The organism is Paenibacillus sp. A3, assembly GCF_001399685.1.
Lineage (GTDB): Bacteria > Bacillota > Bacilli > Paenibacillales > NBRC-103111 > Paenibacillus_G.
Genome location: NZ_JTHN01000055.1, coordinates 1 through 18,467, shown reverse-complemented (window position 1 = coordinate 18,467; position 18,467 = coordinate 1). Strand labels below are relative to the sequence as shown.

At 55.9% G+C, this 18,467-nt stretch carries 17 protein-coding genes; 16 read left to right on the top strand and 1 reads right to left on the bottom strand.

Annotation, left to right across the window (positions count from 1 at the left end; translation table 11 throughout):
* Positions 1 to 135 precede the first annotated feature (135 nt).
* The 13 genes from QJ48_RS08355 (at position 136) to hemL (ending at position 14,472) form a co-directional block, all read left to right on the top strand.
* Positions 136 to 723 carry a hypothetical protein gene (locus QJ48_RS08355; protein ID WP_054973177.1) on the top strand — a complete coding sequence of 196 codons (588 nt, stop codon included), beginning with the start codon at positions 136 to 138 and terminating at the stop codon, positions 721 to 723.
* 426 nt (positions 724 to 1,149) lie between these two features.
* Positions 1,150 to 1,551 (top strand): adenosylmethionine decarboxylase, encoded by a 402-nt coding sequence (gene speD, locus QJ48_RS08350; protein WP_054973176.1) that lies wholly within the window; start codon positions 1,150 to 1,152, stop codon positions 1,549 to 1,551.
* A 129-nt stretch (positions 1,552 to 1,680) separates the two neighbouring features.
* Positions 1,681 to 2,211 (top strand): hypothetical protein, encoded by a 531-nt coding sequence (locus QJ48_RS08345; protein WP_054973175.1) that lies wholly within the window; start codon positions 1,681 to 1,683, stop codon positions 2,209 to 2,211.
* A 708-nt stretch (positions 2,212 to 2,919) separates the two neighbouring features.
* A complete protein-coding gene (hemA, locus tag QJ48_RS08340; protein ID WP_054973174.1) occupies positions 2,920 to 4,323 on the top strand; it encodes a glutamyl-tRNA reductase in 1,404 nt (467 codons plus the stop codon).
* A gap of 15 nt (positions 4,324 to 4,338) precedes the next feature.
* Complete coding sequence (gene ccsA, locus QJ48_RS08335) at positions 4,339 to 5,163, top strand: cytochrome c biogenesis protein CcsA (protein ID WP_025849650.1); 825 nt, start codon at positions 4,339 to 4,341, stop codon at positions 5,161 to 5,163.
* A 13-nt stretch (positions 5,164 to 5,176) separates the two neighbouring features.
* Positions 5,177 to 5,938, top strand: a complete 762-nt coding sequence (locus QJ48_RS08330; RefSeq protein ID WP_054973173.1) for a bifunctional precorrin-2 dehydrogenase/sirohydrochlorin ferrochelatase — start codon at positions 5,177 to 5,179, stop codon at positions 5,936 to 5,938.
* 70 nt (positions 5,939 to 6,008) lie between these two features.
* Entirely contained in the window at positions 6,009 to 6,944 is a 936-nt protein-coding gene (gene hemC, locus QJ48_RS08325) for a hydroxymethylbilane synthase (protein WP_054973172.1), read from the top strand.
* Between the two features lie 13 nt (positions 6,945 to 6,957).
* The gene (gene cobA / locus QJ48_RS08320) at positions 6,958 to 8,493 is read left to right on the top strand and encodes a uroporphyrinogen-III C-methyltransferase (protein WP_054973171.1); all 1,536 of its coding nucleotides are present in this window, start codon (positions 6,958 to 6,960) and stop codon (positions 8,491 to 8,493) included.
* A 3-nt stretch (positions 8,494 to 8,496) separates the two neighbouring features.
* Positions 8,497 to 9,489, top strand: a complete 993-nt coding sequence (gene hemB / locus QJ48_RS08315; protein WP_054973170.1) for a porphobilinogen synthase — start codon at positions 8,497 to 8,499, stop codon at positions 9,487 to 9,489.
* Positions 9,490 to 9,684: 195 nt separating this feature from the next.
* Positions 9,685 to 10,758 (top strand): uroporphyrinogen decarboxylase, encoded by a 1,074-nt coding sequence (gene hemE, locus QJ48_RS08310; protein WP_054973169.1) that lies wholly within the window; start codon positions 9,685 to 9,687, stop codon positions 10,756 to 10,758.
* 1 nt (position 10,759) lies between these two features.
* Complete coding sequence (gene hemH, locus QJ48_RS08305) at positions 10,760 to 11,704, top strand: ferrochelatase (protein WP_054973168.1); 945 nt, start codon at positions 10,760 to 10,762, stop codon at positions 11,702 to 11,704.
* A 4-nt stretch (positions 11,705 to 11,708) separates the two neighbouring features.
* Positions 11,709 to 13,154, top strand: coding sequence for a protoporphyrinogen oxidase (gene hemY / locus QJ48_RS08300; protein WP_054973167.1), 1,446 nt, complete (start codon positions 11,709 to 11,711; stop codon positions 13,152 to 13,154).
* A 16-nt stretch (positions 13,155 to 13,170) separates the two neighbouring features.
* Positions 13,171 to 14,472 carry a glutamate-1-semialdehyde 2,1-aminomutase gene (gene hemL / locus QJ48_RS08295; RefSeq protein ID WP_054973166.1) on the top strand — a complete coding sequence of 434 codons (1,302 nt, stop codon included), beginning with the start codon at positions 13,171 to 13,173 and terminating at the stop codon, positions 14,470 to 14,472.
* 89 nt (positions 14,473 to 14,561) lie between these two features.
* On the opposite strand, the gene QJ48_RS08290 is transcribed toward hemL, so the two are convergent.
* Complete coding sequence (locus QJ48_RS08290; protein ID WP_237762848.1) at positions 14,562 to 16,280, bottom strand: phosphodiester glycosidase family protein; 1,719 nt, start codon at positions 16,278 to 16,280, stop codon at positions 14,562 to 14,564.
* A 204-nt stretch (positions 16,281 to 16,484) separates the two neighbouring features.
* Between QJ48_RS08290 and QJ48_RS08285 the strand changes: the two genes are divergently transcribed.
* The 3 genes from QJ48_RS08285 to QJ48_RS38585 all read left to right on the top strand — a co-directional run.
* Positions 16,485 to 16,652, top strand: coding sequence for a hypothetical protein (locus QJ48_RS08285; protein ID WP_157261565.1), 168 nt, complete (start codon positions 16,485 to 16,487; stop codon positions 16,650 to 16,652).
* Positions 16,649 to 17,521 (top strand): RluA family pseudouridine synthase, encoded by an 873-nt coding sequence (locus QJ48_RS08280; RefSeq protein ID WP_054973164.1) that lies wholly within the window; start codon positions 16,649 to 16,651, stop codon positions 17,519 to 17,521. The genes QJ48_RS08285 and QJ48_RS08280 overlap by 4 nt, the downstream gene beginning before the upstream one ends.
* A 151-nt stretch (positions 17,522 to 17,672) precedes the next feature.
* On the top strand, positions 17,673 to 18,467 hold a 795-nt coding region (locus tag QJ48_RS38585; protein WP_054973163.1), incomplete at its 3' end, for a hypothetical protein.

The window sequence follows — 18,467 nt, the reverse complement described above, 5'->3', positions numbered from 1 at the left end:
GGAATTTTCTGATTTCCGGCGAAAATCAATGGCTGCCTGGCAGGAATATTAAATAATTATGTAGTATAATGTATATAGACAATAGAATCAGGCTCACAGACACATGGTTTGAAAAAAATGAATCGAGGGATTTTTATGGCAATTAGGTTAGCGACCGAATACGTCAAAACCTGCCTGCAGCTTACGGAAGCCGAGATGGCCAAGTTCATTCGGATGTTTGTCGATCACGGAGCCTCTCTGCAAGTCAAAGTACTCGAAAACGGAAATCAAGAGGTGGTATTGCCGGACGACGCCGGCGAAGAAATCGTGCTGTCGTTCGAACGTGAAATGAACTTGTATGTATGCCGGGGAACATGCCGCATCCGCAACAAAAATTTGGTCAACCTGATGCGCAAAGCCGTAGCCGAATTTAAAGGCGACGCTGTCGTGCATCGCATTTATGCAGCATATACGATGGTCTATACGTACAAGCAAGGCGCGGTAGTCCGAATCACCGAGAAAAAGGACGCCGCGGAAAAAGTGATTTACGAATATCGGGACACCGTCGGACAATTGGAGCAGCTGTTCCATAAGAATGAGGTGGAGCAGGAAATCCAAATGCTCAAAGCCCAAGTGAATCATCTGCTCGACATGAGAAACGAGTTGCAAGAAGCCGCCATCCGCGAGCATATCGACGGGCGTTTGCACAAACTTACCCATCGCTTGTTCGTACTCGAAGCTTAACATATATTTTTTAGACTTCTCGATCATAGCGGAAAAAGCTCTTCCTGATCGCCCATAAAAAGGGCAGGGAAGAGTTTTTTTGTATTTTTATGCATCGAAGGGTATTTTTACCTTGGGAGGAAAAAAGAAAAAAACGGAATAATTGGGCTTATTCGGCGCTTCGCGGCTCACACCCCGGGCGGGACTCGGGCATAATTTATTGTTGTGTGCCGCCCTCTGACAGGTAAATATGGCCTGTGCAAAAAAAAGGGTTGCATTTCTGTTCAATAGATGTTATTTTTATCTTCGTTGAAAACAAAATAGGAACCAGGATTCACTCAGGACATGTAATGTTGCGAGAGATTATTCCCTCGGGAAGTGAATGACGTAGGTCCTAGCGGATGAAATTTTCAAAACATTTTATTCCTAGGAAGGGGGAACCGGAAGATGGAATATTCAACTTTCGGAAGACACGTAGCTGTAGATACTTGGGGAGTAGATTTTGATCTTCTCAACAATGCTGAATGGTTACAAGCGCAAATGGTAGAAGCTGCTGAGGTATGTGGAGCAACCGTTTTGTCGGTACAATCCAAACAATTTGAACCCCAAGGGGCAACCGTTCTGGTCATGTTGTCGGAAAGTCATCTCTCCATTCATACGTATCCTGAGAGAGGATTTGCTGCTCTTGACTGCTATACTTGCGGCGAGACGGTAGACCCTCAGCTCGCGATCGAGTACATGCTGTCCGTGCTGAAGCCGGAAGTATCTCACGCGAAGAAACTGGTTCGCGGTATGGGTGAACTGCAAGTGGAAACACCGGCATTGAAGCAAGCTGAATTGGTAAAATAATTACAGGCGCATATACGATAACCACGGACGATTCCGTGGTTATTTCTTTTGCTCCGGGCCCATACACTCTCAAAGAGAGCTTGGTTCCTGCGGCGTCCGTCCGCCGCGGGCAGAGGAGGGGGACCCGGGTTGAAAAGATTCAGAAAAAAGCTGTTCATGTACCTGATCGTAGCCGTGCTGATCGTCTGGCCCGTTCTGCAAATCGCGGAGCTGATCGGCCATAAGGCACCGCCAGAAAAAGCGGAGAAGCTGCTGTATAAAGTATCCCTCTTTCAAATGGAGCTGCTCGGCAGCTACTTGCAGGAAACCGGCAAGCTCAAGGATACCGATTCGCTCAGCGCGCTCCATCAAGCCGTTTACTCGGCTTCGTTCGCGCACGATCATCTGGCGCTCGCCTACGGCGAAACCAGCCTGACGAAGCTTGATTCCCTCGCCCAGCTCATGCAATATTTGCTGCGCCTCCAGGTCGGCGGCTCCCGCCCTCTGCGTGCGGAGGAAGCCCAGACCCTCGGAGACGTTTCGAAGCTATACGCAGACCTGTACGAGGCCTACGGCAAACTGATGTCGAGCGGCGCCGACATTGTCGGTTCGCAGAACGACCGTCTGATGAAATCCGACAAAGCGATCGCCGATCTCCTGCGCAAAAAGCTGCTGCAATAATCGCCGTAGTCGTATAGGTCCGCCCGTTTCGGAGGAAACTAAAACTGGAAGCCTTAGGCAGTGAAGGACGATATAGCAGAAAGCAGGACGATATCGAACTAGGCGGTTGAAGGAAATGCTGCTGACAGGAGAAGGCGTAGCAGTGTTGGCAGATGCATTGGGTAAGGCGGGCGTGATTTCAATCACAGCCTGCTTTGGTGAGGCGTGATAGGATGTTGAGGAAAGTTAGAGAATGATCTGTGGAAGGGTACGGGCATGGCTCGCTCCTACCGAAGAGTGTGGGAGTCGAGCCATCGCAGTGAAGCGTGTTCAGGAGACGGCCGCTTCCTGGGGGAAGCCGGCCTCTCCTGAACAGACGCGATCCCTGCACCACAGCAGCTCTCATGCGCGTCTCTGCGTCTCCCACGTTCTTTACCCGTTCCCGCACGCCGTTAAGCGTATCCTTGCGTTACCGGCCCCCTCTCCATAGGGAGAGAGGGGCGGTTAACACAAGGAGGAAAAGCGCTCACTCCACCAACTGCGCATCGAAGCTCGGGGGTCCAGGGGGCAAGCCCCCTGGGGTCCCCCTTACGAAGGGGGATTTAGGGGGATGGAGCCCCCCCTCTCCCTGTAATAAAACTTTCAAAATTATTGTCGCAAAAACTCGGACTTGTTCCGCATGGTGTGATATAATAAATTGACTTTACGAGGAGGAGGCAGGTGAACCAGATGCATATCGTCGTGGCGGGTTTTAATTATCGCACAGCACCGGTGTCCATCAGAGAAAAATTTACATTCGCCGAAGGGGATTTGCCGCTGGCGCTGAAGGAGCTCAAGGAAACGAAGAGCGTCATGGAGTGCGTCGTCGTGGGCACCTGCAACCGGACGGAATTGTACGTGGCGGTCGATCGCCAGCCCTGTGCCCATTATTTGCGGGGCTTTATCGAGAAATGGTTCGGCGTGCCGCGCGGAGAGTATCAGGAGCATTTGTACGTTTACGAGAACGAGAAGGCGATCGAGCATTTATTCCGCGTAACGAGCGGCCTCGACTCCATGGTCATCGGCGAGACGCAGATTTTGGGACAGGTTCGGGACGCGTTCCTGCTGGCCCAACGCGAGAAGACGACCGGCGTTTTGTTCAACACTTTGTTCAAGCAAGCCGTAACGATGGCCAAACGGGCTCATTTCGAGACCGGCATCGGGGAAAATCCGGTGTCTGTCAGCTATGCGGCAGTCGAGCTGGGCAAGCGTATTTTCGGCAGCTACGCGCATAAGAAAGTGTTGATTATCGGCGCGGGCAAAATGAGCGAGTTAACCGTTAAACACCTGTACGCGAACGGAGCCGACAAAGTGACCGTCGTGAACCGGACGCTCAGCCGGGCGCAAGAGCTGGCGGACAAGTTCCGGGGCGTGGCGAGCACGATGGACCGGCTGTTGGCGCACTTGGAAGAAGCCGACATCGTGATCAGCTCTACCGGAGCAGCCGGTTACGTGCTGACGGCCGAGCAGGTATCCTGTATTTTGCAGCGGCGCCGCTCGCGACCGCTGTTCATGATCGATATCGCGGTTCCGAGAGACCTCGATCCGCGGCTTGGCGAGATGCCGAACGTCTTTTTATACGATATCGACAATCTTCAATCGCTCGTAAACTCTCATTTGGAAGAGAGGCGTAAAGCCGCGGTGCAGATTGAGAAAATGATCCGTGAGGAAATAGCGGCCTTCGAGCAGTGGACGAAAACGCTGGGCGTCAGCCCGGTTATTCAAGCGCTGCAGACCAAAGCGGCCACGATTCACGAGGAAACGATGGACAGCTTGATGAAGAAGCTGCCGGATTTGGACGAACACGAATTGAAGGTCATTCGCAAATTAACGAAAAGCATCGTCAATCAGATGCTGCGCGATCCCATTGTCCGCATTAAAGAAATGGCTGCCGAGCGTCACGGGGATGACGCGCTGGACATGTTCACGAAAATTTTTGCTTTGGAAGAGCCTTTGGCTGAGCAAAAACGGGTGGAGCAGGCGGTACGGAAGCAGGAGGCGGAGGCGGCGCAGGATCGGATCAAGGAAGAACTGCTATCCAAAGTGCGGGCCGCGGCGCCTGCCGAAGCGCTTGACGTTCTGGCCAAAGCTTGACCGGAAAGGAACAGCATGGTCACTCAAACCTGGTTGTACGATGTCATTTTATATATTTATGCCCTGAGCCTCCTGTTTTACTTCTCGGACTTTGTCGGTCCGAACCGAAGCGCAAAACGGATGGGGACAGGGTTGCTTTCTTTTGTATGGGTGCTGCAGACCGCCTACTTAATCTACAGCTTGGTCACGCACGGCAAGCTGTCGGCGTTTTCCATGTTTGAAACGCTTTTTATTTTATCCTGGCTGCTTGTGACCGTCTCGCTGATCGTGAACCGCTTTTTCCGGATCGAGCTGTTTGTGTTTTTGGTAAACGTGTTCGGATTCGCGACGTTTGCGCTTAACGTCTTCAGCCGGCCGGGACTGGCGCCGACCTTGGCGCACTGGAATATAAACGACGAGCTGTTGTTCATTCATATCACGCTGGCAATTTCCGGCTATGCGGCATTCGTCGTATCCGCCATTTTTTCCGGTATGTACTTGTTCCTGCACCGCAAGCTGAAGGAAAAGCAGTGGTCGCAGCAAATGCTGCGGCTGCCGAGCTTGGAGAATACGGACCGTTACGCGTTTGTGTCCGTCGTCATCGGTGCTCCGCTTCTGCTGCTTACGCTTTCGCTTGGAATCGTCTGGATTGCGCTTGAGGGCGATTTCATGCTGTTTTTCGATCCGAAGGTGCTGAATTCCTGGTTCGTGCTGTTGGCCTATATTTTTTATTTGTTTCAACGGCTCGTGATGAAAGCGGCAGGCAACCGGCTGGCGTTGTGGAATTTGGCGGCGTTCGTCATTACGCTGCTCAACTTTTTGTTGGCTAACCAATATTCGAACTTCCACCAATGGTATTGAGGGGGCGTAGGACATGACGAAAGCTGGCGAAGGAAGGCTCCCGGGGCCGTCCCCCGGCGTCAAATCCTACTATCCCGCTATGCTCGATCTTGAAGGGCGGCCATGCGCCGTTATCGGCGGAGGCCGTGTGGCGGAGCGCAAGGCACGCGCGCTCCTGGAGGCGGGGGCTCGCGTCACCGTCGTGAGCCCCGTTTTTACGCCGCAGCTGGAAGCGTGGGCGGCCTCGGGCGCGGTGCGCGCGCTGCGCGAGCGGTACGCGCCCGGGCTGCCCGCGCTGGCCGAGGCGCGGCTGGTGTTCGCGGCCACCGACGATGCGTCGGTGAACGCGCAGGTCTGCGCCGAGGCCGAGGCGCTCGGCAAGTTCGTCAACGCGGCCGACGACGGGGCCGGCGGCGGTTTTCTCGTCCCTGCCGCGGTCCGGCGGGGACGGTTGACGCTTGCGGTGTCCACCGCAGGCGCAAGTCCGGGCTTGGCCGCGGCGCTGCGCCGCAGGCTGGAGGAAGCGTTCGGCGAAGAGTATGCGCCGTACGTAGAGCTGCTCCACGAGCTGCGCGGCATCGTACAGCAAGCCGTCCCGGAAACGGGCGAGCGGCAGGAGCTGTTCCGCGGCATGCTGGAGTGGGAGCTGCTGCCGCTGCTGCGAAGCGGCCGGGTTGATCCGGCGGAGCTGCGCGCCGAACTGGCGCGCAGGGTGCTGCAAGATCCGACGCCGGGAGGCATGGAAGCCATCGGCGACTGGCTGCGCGTAGATGCGTGGCAATTGGGATATGAATGAGTATACAGTAATACATAAAGAATACACACTTCCGACTTTGCAGGGAGAAGATAAGGGGTTGACTTCACGCATGCGCACCATCGTAGTAGGCACCAGACAAAGCGCGCTTGCTTTGACGCAAACCGGACAGGTGATCGATCACCTGCGCGAGCTTTGCAAGCGGCACGGCATCGAAGCCGAATTCGAGCTGAAAAAAATCGTCACCAAGGGCGACCGCATTCTGGACGTCACGCTTTCGAAAGTCGGAGGCAAAGGCTTGTTCGTGAAAGAAATCGAGCAGGCGCTGCTTGACGGCGAAATCGATCTCGCGGTACACAGCATGAAGGATATGCCCTTCGAACTGCCTGAGGGACTTGTGGTCGGCGCCGTTCCTCTGCGGGAAGATCCGCGCGACTGCTTGATCACGCGGGACGGCCGCGGGCTCGATGACCTGCCTCAGGGCGCCAAGGTCGGAACCAGCAGCCTGCGCCGTGCTTCCCAGCTGCAGCATTACCGCCCCGACTTGCATATTGAGTCGATCCGCGGCAATATCGACTCGCGGCTGCGCAAGCTGGAAACGGAAGGCTTCGACGCCATCCTGCTTGCCGCTGCCGGACTGCACCGGATCGGTTGGCAGGACCGCATCAGCGCTTACCTGCCGCCGGAGCTGTGCCTGCCGGCGGTCGGACAAGGCGCATTATGCATCGAATGCCGCGGCGATAACGAGTTCGTGCTCGACCTGTTATCTATGTACAAGCACGAACCGACAGCCATGACCGTTGCCGCGGAGCGCAGCTTCTTGGGCCGTTTGAACGGCGGCTGCCAAGTGCCGATCGGCGCTCACGCGCATTTGACGGAAGGAAGCGGCCCGTCTATTGTACTGACCGGCATGGTCGGATCGCCCGACGGCAAGCGGGTGTTGAAAGAAACGATGACCGGAGACGATCCGCGGCAATTGGGTCTGCAACTGGCGGAAGCTTTGATTGCGAAAGGTGCTGCCGAACTGCTTGCATTAGCTGAAGAATAGGGGAGAAGCGGTTGTGAACAAGGGTGTCGTTTATCTTGTCGGTGCCGGACCGGGAGATCCGAAGCTGATTACGCTGAGAGGCTTGGAAGCCATTCAGCGGGCCGACGTAGTTGTCTATGACCGGCTGGCCAGCCCCCGTCTGCTCAAACATATGAAGGCCGGGGCGGAGAAAATTTTTGTCGGCAAACTGCCGGACAAACATATGATGAAGCAGGAAGAGATCAGCCGCCTGCTCGTCGATTTGGCGCTGCAAGGAAAAACGGTGACCCGGCTCAAGGGCGGAGATCCGAGCGTATTCGGGCGCGTAGGCGAAGAAGCGGAGCTGCTCGCGGAGCACGGAATCCGCTTCGAGATCGTGCCCGGCATCACGTCAGCGATCGCCGTCCCCGCTTATGCAGGTATCCCGGTGACGCACCGTGATTTTACTTCGTCCTTTTCGATCGTAACCGGTCATGAATATAAGAATAAAACGTACTCCCAAGTGAATTGGGATAACTTAGCACAAGCCTCCGGCACATTGATCTTTTTGATGGGTGTCGCCAATCTGGAGCAGATCTGTACGGAGCTGATCCGCGGAGGAAAATCGCCGCAAACGCCGGTCGCCCTGATCCGGTGGGGCACTTGGATGGAGCAGGAGACGCTTGCGGGTACATTAACGGATATTGCCGACAAGGTAAAAGCGGCAGGATTCCAATCCCCGGCGGTCACCATTGTCGGCGAAGTGGTCAAGCTGCGCGACAAGCTGGCCTGGTTCGAAAGTAAACCGCTGTTCGGCCGGCGTATTCTGGTTACCCGCGCGCGCAGTCAGGCGAGCGAGCTGTCCTCGCAAATCGACGAGCTGGGCGGGGAAGCCGTGGAATTTCCGGTAATCCGCACCCGGCCGCCTTCCCGTCCGGAAGCGCAAGCGGCGCGGGACGAAGCGTTTAAACGGCTTTCCACATTCGATTGGGTTCTGTTTACGAGCGCGAACGGCGTCGAATTTTTTATGGAGCGGCTGCGGGAGCTGCGGCTCGACATTCGGGCATTAGGGAATGCCCGCTTGGCGGCTGTCGGTCCGAAAACGGCGGCTGCTTTAGCGCAGTACGGATTGCTGGCAGAGGTCGTCCCTTCGGAATTCGACGGGGACGCTTTGCTGGACGCCATCGCCCCCGAGCTTCGTCCGGGGCAGAATGTGCTGCTTGCGACGGCGGATATCGCCAGAGCGTATTTGCCCGAACAATTGCGGGAGCGCGGCTTGAACGTAACCAAAATCGATATCTACGAAACGGTGCTGGATACCGAGGGCGGTTCCGAGATTATTGAGCTGCTGAAGCAAAACATGCTGCACATCGTTACTTTTACCAGTTCCTCGACGGTTACGAATCTGCTGCGCGCGCTGCAGGAGCTTGGCGAGACGGAACCGCTCAAGCTGCTGCAAGGGTGCAAGATCGCTTGTATCGGTCCGAGAACAGCGGGTACCGCGAAGGAAGCGGGGCTGAAGGTCGATTATTTAGCCAAGGAAGCGACCGTTGCTTCTCTGGTTCAGTGCTTATACGAGAAGGAGGAATAAACCATGAGTTTTCCACTTGTTCGAAACCGGCGTTTGCGCAGCTCGGCTGCTCTTCGGAATTTGGTCCGGGAGCATACCGTTACGCTGCACGACTTGATCTATCCGATATTTGTGACCCACGGAACGAACGTTAAGGAAGAAATCAGCTCGATGCCGGGCGTCTACCATTTCTCGCTCGATCGGCTTGAAGAGGAAATCCGCGAAATCGTCGAGTTGGGCATACCCGCTATTGTGCTCTTCGGCGTGCCGCACGAGAAAGACGCGCATGCCAGCTCGGCCTATGATCCGAACGGCGTCGTTCAACAAGCGTCGCGTTTAATCAAAACATGGGCTCCGGAGCTGCTTATTGTTGCCGATACCTGCCTGTGCCAGTTCATGGACCACGGCCACTGCGGCGTCGTCCACTACGATGAGGCCAAAGGCCGCGCGGAAGTGCTGAACGATGCGTCGCTAGAGCTGTTGGTCAAAACGGCGGTTTCGCAGGCAGAAGCCGGCGCTGACATTATCGCGCCGTCGAACATGATGGACGGCTTCGTCTACGCGATCCGTCAAGGACTTGACGAAGCGGGCTACGAGCAGGTACCGATCATGTCGTACTCCGTGAAGTACGCTTCGTCGTTCTACGGTCCGTTCCGCGAAGCGGCACATTCCACGCCGCAGTTCGGCGACCGCAAAACGTACCAAATGGACCCGGCCAACGTGCGGGAAGCACTGCGCGAAGCGGAATCCGATGTAGCCGAAGGTGCGGACATGCTGATGGTCAAGCCGGCTCTGGCGTATATGGACGTCATCCGCGAGCTCCGCGTCAATTTTAACCTGCCGCTCGTGGCGTATAACGTCAGCGGGGAATATTCCTTGGTCAAGGCTGCCGCCATGCAGGGCTGGGTCGACGAGAAATCGATCGTTCTGGAGACGATGACCGGATTTAAGCGGGCCGGCGCCGACATGATCATTACTTATTTTGCCAAAGATATCGCCCGTTGGCTCCGGAACTAGCTGCCGCCACGATACGCGATGATGATGAAGACCGTTCCGCTATCCGGCGTTTCTCCCGGAGCAGAGCGGTCTTTTGCATAGCGGCACTGTCAAACTTTTGTCGGAAACTGTAGCCTGACACACGTTGTTACCTCGTTTCAAATAGGGCATAATGGGAAGTAGACTATGGGAGTTTACGGAAAAGAGGATGCACCAATGAGTTATAACGATACGTTTATTCGAGCCTGTCGCAAACAGTCTGTCGAAACGCTGCCCGTATGGTATATGCGTCAAGCCGGCCGCTACGATCCCGAATACCGGAAAATTAAAGAGAAATACAGCTTGCTGGAAATTTGCAAGCAGCCGGAGCTGGCGGCCGAGGTTACCTTAATGCCGGTCAAAAAGCTGGGTGTGGATGCGGCGATTTTATATTCGGACATTATGAACCCGGTCGCTTCCATTGGCATTGATTTTGATATCGTGAAAAATGTCGGTCCGGTCATCGACAACCCGATCCGCTCGGCCGCGGACGTGAACAAGCTGAAGCCGATCCAGGTAGAGCAGGATTTGTCGCATATTTTGCGGACGATTGAGATTTTGGCGGCCGAGCTGAAGGTGCCGCTGATTACATTTGCCGGCGCGCCGTTTACGATCGCAAGCTACCTGATCGAAGGCAGGCCGTCCAAAAGCTATATCCGCACGAAAGGCTTAATGTACGGCGAGCCGGAGGTATGGTTCAAGCTGATGGATAAGCTTGGCGATATGGTGATCGCTTATCTGAAAGCGCAGATTGCCTCTGGGGCGAAGGCGGTGCAGCTTTTCGACAGTTGGGTCGGCGCGTTGTCCCCCGTTGATTTCAAAACGTACGTTCTGCCGACGATCCGCCGTATTTTTGCGGAACTGAAGCATTTGGAGCAGCCGAAAATTTATTTCCCGGGCGTCAGCTCCGGCGAATTGCTTCCTTATCTGCAAGGCATTGACGCCGATGTCATCGGTCTCGATTGGCGTGTGTCGATCTCGGAGGGCCGCAAAAGAGTTGGCTCGTTCTATGCGGTGCAGGGCAATCTCGATCCATATGTGTTGACCGCTCCAATGTCCGTCATTCAGGCGCAAGCCAAAGCGATTATTGACGAGGGTATCCAGGAACCGGGCTATATTTTCAATCTGGGTCACGGACTGTTCCCGGAAGCGTCGCTGGAGAAGCTGAAAGAACTGACGGATTTCATTCACGACTATTCTCGTCAAGCTCTGAAAGCGCAAGGCTGGACGAAACAGGAAAGCGGTGTATAGCATGAGCGTTACGCAGCAAAAACGGATCGGTGTTCTGGTGATGTCTTACGGAACGCCGGAAAGCCTCGATCACGTGGAAGCTTATTATACGCATATTCGTCGCGGGAATCCTCCGACTCCGGAGCAGCTTAAGGATTTGACGGATCGCTACGAAGCGATTGTGGGAGGCTTTTTTCCGCTTCGGGAAAATACGGATAAGCAGGTGCAAGCGTTGGAAGCCCGGCTGAACGAGAAATACCCGGACACAACGTTCGTATGCTATCAGGGGCTGAAACACGCGTCCCCGTTCATTGAGGACGGCGTGGAGCGGATGGTGCGGGATGGGTTAACGGAAGCCGTCGGCGTCGTGCTGGCGCCGCATTATTCGGTCATGAGCGTGGGCGGCTACATCAAGCGCGCAAAAGAAAAGGCGGATTCGCTTGGGCTTTCGATGCGTTTTGTGAAAAGCTATCATCTTCACCCGGCGCTGATCGAAGCGCTTGTACAGCGGGTGAAGGAAGGCTTGAACCGGTTCGAAGGCGTGGCGAAGGACGATGTCAAAGTGATTTTTACGGCGCACAGCCTGCCTGAGAAAATTCTTGAGATGAAGGACCCGTATCCCGATCAACTGCTGGAAACGTCCAAAGCGATAGCCGAGCGATGCGGCATTTCCCATTGGCAGTTTGGATGGCAGAGCGCCGGACAGACCGGCGTGCCATGGCTTGGGCCTGATATTCTCGACGTCCTGCACACCGTGAAGCAAGAGAAGCAGGCGGAGCATGTGCTGATTTGTCCGATCGGGTTTGTATCCGATCATTTGGAAGTGCTGTATGATCTCGATATTGAAGCGCAGAAGACGGCACGGGAGCTCGGACTGCGGCTGGAACGCACCCGCTCGCTTAATACCGATCCGCTGTATATGGAAACGTTGAGCGACGTCGTCTATGCACAGATCGAGAGGGATTGATACGATGGAGGAGAACCGAAGTCCGAAACATGTGGTTATTATTGGCGGCGGGATCACGGGCTTGAGCGCCGCTTTTTATTTAAAGCAAAGCCTCGGGACGTCCGCTGCGCCGTTGAAAATTACCATCATGGAAAAGAGCGATTCGTTCGGGGGCAAAATTCAAACGCTGAAGCGCGACGGGTTCGTCATTGAGAAGGGGCCGGATTCGTTTCTGGCCCGCAAGCTCCCGATGGTCGAGCTGACCCGCGAATTAGGCTTAGAGGATCAATTGGCCGGCATGAACCCGGATTCCCGGAAAACGTATATTTTGTCCGGCGGCAAGCTGCACCGGATGCCTCCTGGTCTGATGCTCGGCATACCGACTCAAATGGGGCCGTTCATGCGCACGGGACTGCTGTCACTGGGAGGCAAGCTCAGGGCTGCCATGGATTTAGTGCTGCCGAAACGGACGTCGCCCGAGGACGAATCGCTCGGGCATTTCCTGGAGCGCAGACTAGGTGTGGAAGTGCTCGGTCAGATCGCCGAGCCGCTGCTGGCGGGCATTTATGCCGGCAATACGTACAATTTGAGCTTGCGGGCGACCTTCCCGCAATTTCATGCGATTGAGCAGAAGCATCGCAGCTTGATTCTCGGCATGATGAAGAACCGCAAGTCAGGCGGCGAAGAAAGCCGTACGCTTCCCGAGGTGGCGCGCAATACGATGTTTCTTTCCTATAAGGAAGGGCTTGAAACGATCGTTCATGGTTTAATCGATGCGCTCGACAACGTGCGATTCGTTAAGCAGTGCGGAGTGGCCGGGATCGAACGAACTGAAGACGGATACCGTGTGATCCGTGAAGATGGTGCGGCAGAGGAAGCGGACGGGGTGATCGTGGCGCTGCCGGCTCACGGCATCTCCAAGCTTCTCGGTTCGTCGGTTCCTGAGGTCAAAGAGCTGGACCAGATTGAGTACGTGTCGGTCGCCAACGTGATTCTCGCTTTTGACGAGAAAGAGCTTGGGCGCGAACTTGACGGTTCGGGCTTCCTTGTCCCGAGACGGGAAGGGCGTTTCATTACCGCATGCACGTGGACGTCCAAAAAGTGGCTGCACACCGCGCCGAGCGGCAAAGTGCTGATGCGCTGCTATATCGGCCGTTCCGGCGACGAACGTTGGCAGCATATGTCGGAGGATGAGATCATCCGCGCGGTACGGCACGATTTGAAGGAAGTTATGGGGATTACGGCGGAGCCGTTGTTTACGGAAATGACCAAGCTGATGCATTCCATGCCTCAATATCCGGTAGGTCATCTGGACCTTATTCGCGGGGTTCGGCAGCGTCTGGCGGACAAAATGCCGGGCGTGCTTGTCACCGGAGGCGCGTTTCATGGCGTCGGATTGCCGGACTGCATTCGTCAAGGCAAGGAAGCGGCCAAGGAAATGATGGAGCGGCTGCAGTTATCCTCAAAATAGGTTAGGAGTGGAATGGATGAACGATCAGCGAAAACGTTCCGATGCGCGTTCGGCGCGGGCGTTCGAGGAAGCGAAGCAAGTTATTCCGGGCGGAGTCAATAGTCCGGTTCGCGCGTTTAAATCGGTTGGATTGACTCCTTTGTATATGCATAAAGGAAGCGGCTCGCATGTCTTCGATATCGACGGCAACGAATTTATCGATTACATCGGCTCGTGGGGCCCGCTCATTATGGGACACGCACATCCGGAGGTCGTGGAAGCGATAAAACGGACTGCGGAGCTTGGTACGAGCTTCGGCGCGCCGACTGAGCTGGAAACCGAGATGGCGAAACTGGTTATCGAAAGAATGCCTTCCATTGAGCTTGTGCGGATGGTCAGCTCCGGAACGGAAGCGACGATGAGCGCTCTCAGGCTTGCCCGCGGTTATACGGGAAGAAGTAAAATTCTGAAGTTCGAAGGCTGCTACCACGGCCATGCGGACTCGCTGCTGATTAAAGCGGGTTCCGGGGTTGCCACCCTTGGATTGCCGGATAGCCCCGGCGTACCCGAAAGCGTAGCGGTCAACACGATTACGGTGCCGTACAACGATCTGGATTCGGTACGAGTGGTTTTTGAACATTTCGGCGAAGACATCGCCGCCGTTATTGTGGAGCCGGTCGCCGGAAATATGGGCGTCGTGCCGCCGCTTCCCGGCTTCTTGGAAGGATTGCGGGAGATCACGTCTTCCTACGGCAGTCTGCTGATCTTTGACGAGGTCATGACCGGCTTCCGCGTAGGCTTGAACAGTGCGCAAGGACGGTTTGGCATTACGCCGGATCTTACCTGTCTGGGTAAAGTTATCGGCGGGGGGCTGCCGGTCGGGGCATATGGAGGCAAACGGGAGATCATGGAGCGGATTGCCCCGTCAGGCCCGATTTATCAGGCTGGAACTTTGTCCGGGAACCCGCTCGCGATGGCTGCGGGGTATGCGACGCTTAAGCTGCTGGGTGCACCCGGCGTTTATGAAGAACTGGAACGCAAGTCCGCCCGTCTGGAGGAAGGAATGCTCCAAAATGCCCGGGAGCTGGGCGTTCCGATCACGATCAATCGGATCGGTTCGATGGTTTGCCCGTTCTTTACCGACCAACGGGTGACCAATTACGAAGCCGCCAAACAATCGGATTTGAACAAGTTTAACCGTTACTTTGGCTTGCTGCTCGACTACGGCGTCAGCATTCCTCCTTCCCAGTTCGAAGGCATGTTCGTTTCGGCAGCGCACACCGACGACGATATCGAGGCGACGATTGAGGCGCATTACCAAGCACTCAAGCAGCTATAATGTAAAAACGGACGGCACGTCCACTCCCGAAGGAGGGGAACGTGCCGTCCGTTTGTTTATGCGATGTTGCTACCGGTTTATGTAAATGATCATGGTGTTTTGGCCGGCGGTAAAGCTGTACCCGAGGCCGATTGACCCGCCGCTTGGGTTTGATTTTGCTGGGTGGCTGGCGTCGACGGTGCTGTCGTTTCAGCCGATTTCTCGGTCGCCTTGGCCGGTGTGTCGCTCCCGGTTCCTGGAGCCGAGGTTCCGGCAGGGGAGCTCGGGACGGTTCCCGTAGAACCATTCCCGCTTCCTCCTGCCGTACCGCTGCCTTGGGAAGAACCGGAGCCGGTAGCCCCGCTGCCGGTTCCTCCTTGGCCGGAAGTACCGCCGTTTGGCGTTACCGACCCGCTGCCCGTGCCCGTGCCCGTCGGCGGCGTACTGCTCTGTCTGCCGTCCGGCTTGCCGTGATCTGCCGTTCCCGTACCCGACCCGGAGCTTCCGTTGCCGGAAACCGGAGGCTTCTCGGTGCCCGGCTCTTTGGCTCCAGTGCCTCCGGATTTCACGCTCTCGCCTTTTTCCGTACCTGTCTTGCCTGTTTCGTTTGTTTCCGATTTATTTCCCGCCGGCTTGTTGTTTGTTTCCGGTTTTGTATCGGTTTTCGTCTTCGTCTTATCGGTTTCCGTCTTGGTAGCCGGTGTCGGGTTTTGCTGCTGCTTGGCCCGCTTTTCGGCCTGCTCGCGAAGGAAGTCAGGGTGGTCGTAAGAGCCGCCCGCATCGATTTTGTCGATGCCGTCCCAGACGCGGTCCGCTTTAACCGACGTTGGATCGTCGTAGACCAGGAACGCGTTAGGTAATCTGCGCTCGCCGTAACGGCTCGATGGCTTGGTAAGCAGTTCCCCGTCGACAACGAGCTCAGACGAAGCCCCTCCGTCCAGGTTGCCTGCATTGACGCAGCCTTCTTCCAGCAGAAGGTCCTGCACTTCCTTGAGCGTAGCGCCTACGCTGTGCGTCTGCCGTCCGTCGATGACGATGAATATGACGGTGCCGTCCGCTTTTTGTCCGACAGCCGTTCGCGGTCCGCGGCCCCAGCCGCCGTCGCCGCTTGTGATCAGCGGTTTGCCGTTGGCGATCAGACGCGGGTGGAACGAGACGGCGTCCGAGATGCCCATCTCGCGAAGCTCGAAAATATTGTATTTTCCGACGACGAGAATCCCTTCTTTAGTAAAGCCGACGATATGCTGCGGAATGCTGCCGTCCTGATCCGTATAAATGACCTCGCCGCCTGAGATGATGGCGCCGAACGCCGCAAATCCGTTTCCGAGACCTTCCGGATCGTCGAAACCGCCACCATTGACGCCGGCCACGGCTCCTGTACGCTTTACCATCGAGGTGATTCTTTCGCCTTCCCCGGACTTGGGAGGCGTCATGACACGGATCGTCTTTGGATCATAGACGTACATCTTCTTGCCCTGCCAAAACTTTCCTGAAATATCTTCGACCTTAATCAGCTCATCGATGGACCGGGCTTTCGCCTGACGATTGCGAATTTTGATCAAGCTGCTGTCCTGCTTTTCGCGCGCGGCCTCCTCATTGAAGTCTTGCAATCGCTTGACCATCAAATCCCGCTGCTCCGCTCCGACGAAAATCCATGCCCAACTCCGGTGTTGCGTCGTAATGACCGTTTCCGCGAGCCACTGCCTGATCTTGCCTCCCGGCGGGGTCAGAAATAAAAAGCTGGACGTTAAAAAAGTCAGCACCGTGAAATAAAACAGCGCCTTTTTCCACCAACTCCATTGTCGTATCGTTCGCAGAGTACTGCTCAATGTTTTAACCTCTCCCATGCATAAATTAAGGCATTTCGTGTCGAATTTTTTTGTTTTTTTCCTATGCTATTCTATCATATGAAAAGAAGTTTTAACAACTTTCGCTAGATTGTAAGATCCGGCGCAATTGGCATTGTAACCGCTTTGCGTTCGCCCCGAAGGATTGATAGAATGACTTTAAGCTATACATTGGAGGAAGCGCTCATGTTAAATCGGTACAGCCTATTCGGTACCACGCTCGAATTGATCGTTGTGGCGGGCGTGTTTTTCATTTTGTTTTCAGGAATCGTTCTGACGGCATGGCTGCAATGGGGACGACGGAAGAAACGGGCGGCATCCGAAGCGGGCCAATCCAAGAGGAGATTGCCATGACCGCATGGCGACGCAAAGGCCAGTGGCTGGAATGGACGGCGAGCGCCGAGCCTTCGACTTTAGAGGAAGTAAAGGCGTTACTGCCGGATGCGATCGACGAGCGGACGCTGAAGAAGCTCTGGCACGCCTCGGGCGTCGAAATCCAGGGACGCCGCGTTTTGCTGCGGCTGTTCCCCGAGGAATCGCTGCAATATATGCCGGAATGGACGGGGATAGAAGTATTGTTCGAAGACGACTTTTGCCTCGTGGCGGATAAGCCGGCCGGGATGAAGGTGCATCCGACGAGGGAGTCGGAGAGCGGAACGCTGCTCCATGCGGTCGGCTGGCATCTGGAGTCGACGGGACAGTCGTGCCGGCCCCGGCACATTCACCGGCTTGACGAAGATACGACCGGTCCGGTGCTGATGGCCAAGTGTCCATGGGCGCAGGTCCGTTTGGACGAAGCGATGCGGGAGAAAAAGGTGGAGCGAACGTATGTGGCTCTGGTGCACGGGCGCCTTTCTCCGAACCGCGGCCGTGTGGATGCGCCCATCGGCAGGGACCGGCATCACGCGACGCGCCGGCGCGTTTCTCCCGGTGGCGAGCGGGCCGTTACCCATTACGAGGTCGTGGAGTCTTATCGTTCCGCGACGCTAGTGCGGCTTCGGCTCGAAACCGGACGGACGCATCAGATTCGCGTTCATCTAAGCCATCTGGGGCATCCGCTGATCGGCGACACGCTGTACGGCGGACGGAGCGAGGGCATAGAGAGACAGGCGCTGCACGGCGAGCGGTTGTCATTTCCCCATCCGTGGAGCGGCGAAAACATCGAAGTACAGTCCCCGTGGCCCCCGGATTTTGCTGCGCTGAATGAGCGATTGAAAAAATAGTAGTCATGCTCCTTCCCCTGAAGCCATATAAATTGTAGAGACGAAGGCATAGGGCCATCTTTCTTTTTATGGTGATATCAGAATTTCGAACTCGCCGGAGCCGATGCGGGATTCTGTGGAAAAGGCAGGAATTACGGAGGGAGGATTTACATTGACGACGCAGCATAACGGATTACGCTTCGACATTTACGAGCGTGTGCATTTGTCCGAAGGGGCGATCGGCATTCAAGACTTGGAGGGGGTGGAGCTTGTTCCCCATATTCAGGTCATTCCGCAAGGGGACCAAGCCTTGCTTCGCGGCAATCTGTTTTTGACCGGGACCTTTATCGATGAGTTGGGCCGCAGCGACCAGACGTTGGAGCATCTGATACCTGTAGAGATTACGCTGCCGATGAACCGGGTTCAACGAATGGAGGATATCGCCGTCGAAATCGAAAATTTTGACGTCGATCTGCTGTCATCCCGCAGCTTGAACATTACGGGAGTGCTGTCGCTCGCCGGTCTGGAGCTTGTGTCGGATGCGGACCAGGAGGCTTGGCGGGAAACGGAAAATGAAGTGGTGTTCGTTCACGAAGCCCGCGACCCGCATACGGTTACCCTTGCGGAAGCGGCGGATGAGCCGTTCGGGGACGTTTCCAGCTTTTTCGATTCGGCGGACCAAGCTCAGGCTGAAACGGAATCTTGGGAACTGCGAAGCGAAAAGGTGGGACCGACGAGCAAGCTGCCGACGGGGCCGCAGGCGCAGAGCATACCGCAGCCTGCGCCGAATGCGTTCCAAGCGGCTCAGCAGAGCGTCCCGCAGCCTGCGCCGAATGCGTTCCAAGCGGCCCAGCAGAGCGTCCCGCAGCCTGCGCCGAATGTGTTTCAAGCGGCCCAACAGAACGTCCCGCAGCCTGCCCCGAATGTGTTCCAGGTAGCCCAGCAGAGCGTCCCGCAGCCTACGCCG

Coding starts and splice junctions, on each gene's coding strand:
- QJ48_RS08355 (WP_054973177.1), top strand. CDS start 136: ATGGCAATTAGGTTAGCGACCGAATACGTCAAAACCTGCCTGCAGCTT.
- speD (WP_054973176.1), top strand. CDS start 1,150: ATGGAATATTCAACTTTCGGAAGACACGTAGCTGTAGATACTTGGGGA.
- hemA (WP_054973174.1), top strand. CDS start 2,920: ATGCATATCGTCGTGGCGGGTTTTAATTATCGCACAGCACCGGTGTCC.
- ccsA (WP_025849650.1), top strand. CDS start 4,339: ATGGTCACTCAAACCTGGTTGTACGATGTCATTTTATATATTTATGCC.
- QJ48_RS08330 (WP_054973173.1), top strand. CDS start 5,177: ATGACGAAAGCTGGCGAAGGAAGGCTCCCGGGGCCGTCCCCCGGCGTC.
- hemC (WP_054973172.1), top strand. CDS start 6,009: ATGCGCACCATCGTAGTAGGCACCAGACAAAGCGCGCTTGCTTTGACG.
- hemB (WP_054973170.1), top strand. CDS start 8,497: ATGAGTTTTCCACTTGTTCGAAACCGGCGTTTGCGCAGCTCGGCTGCT.
- hemE (WP_054973169.1), top strand. CDS start 9,685: ATGAGTTATAACGATACGTTTATTCGAGCCTGTCGCAAACAGTCTGTC.
- hemH (WP_054973168.1), top strand. CDS start 10,760: ATGAGCGTTACGCAGCAAAAACGGATCGGTGTTCTGGTGATGTCTTAC.
- hemY (WP_054973167.1), top strand. CDS start 11,709: ATGGAGGAGAACCGAAGTCCGAAACATGTGGTTATTATTGGCGGCGGG.
- hemL (WP_054973166.1), top strand. CDS start 13,171: ATGAACGATCAGCGAAAACGTTCCGATGCGCGTTCGGCGCGGGCGTTC.
- QJ48_RS08285 (WP_157261565.1), top strand. CDS start 16,485: ATGTTAAATCGGTACAGCCTATTCGGTACCACGCTCGAATTGATCGTT.
- QJ48_RS08280 (WP_054973164.1), top strand. CDS start 16,649: ATGACCGCATGGCGACGCAAAGGCCAGTGGCTGGAATGGACGGCGAGC.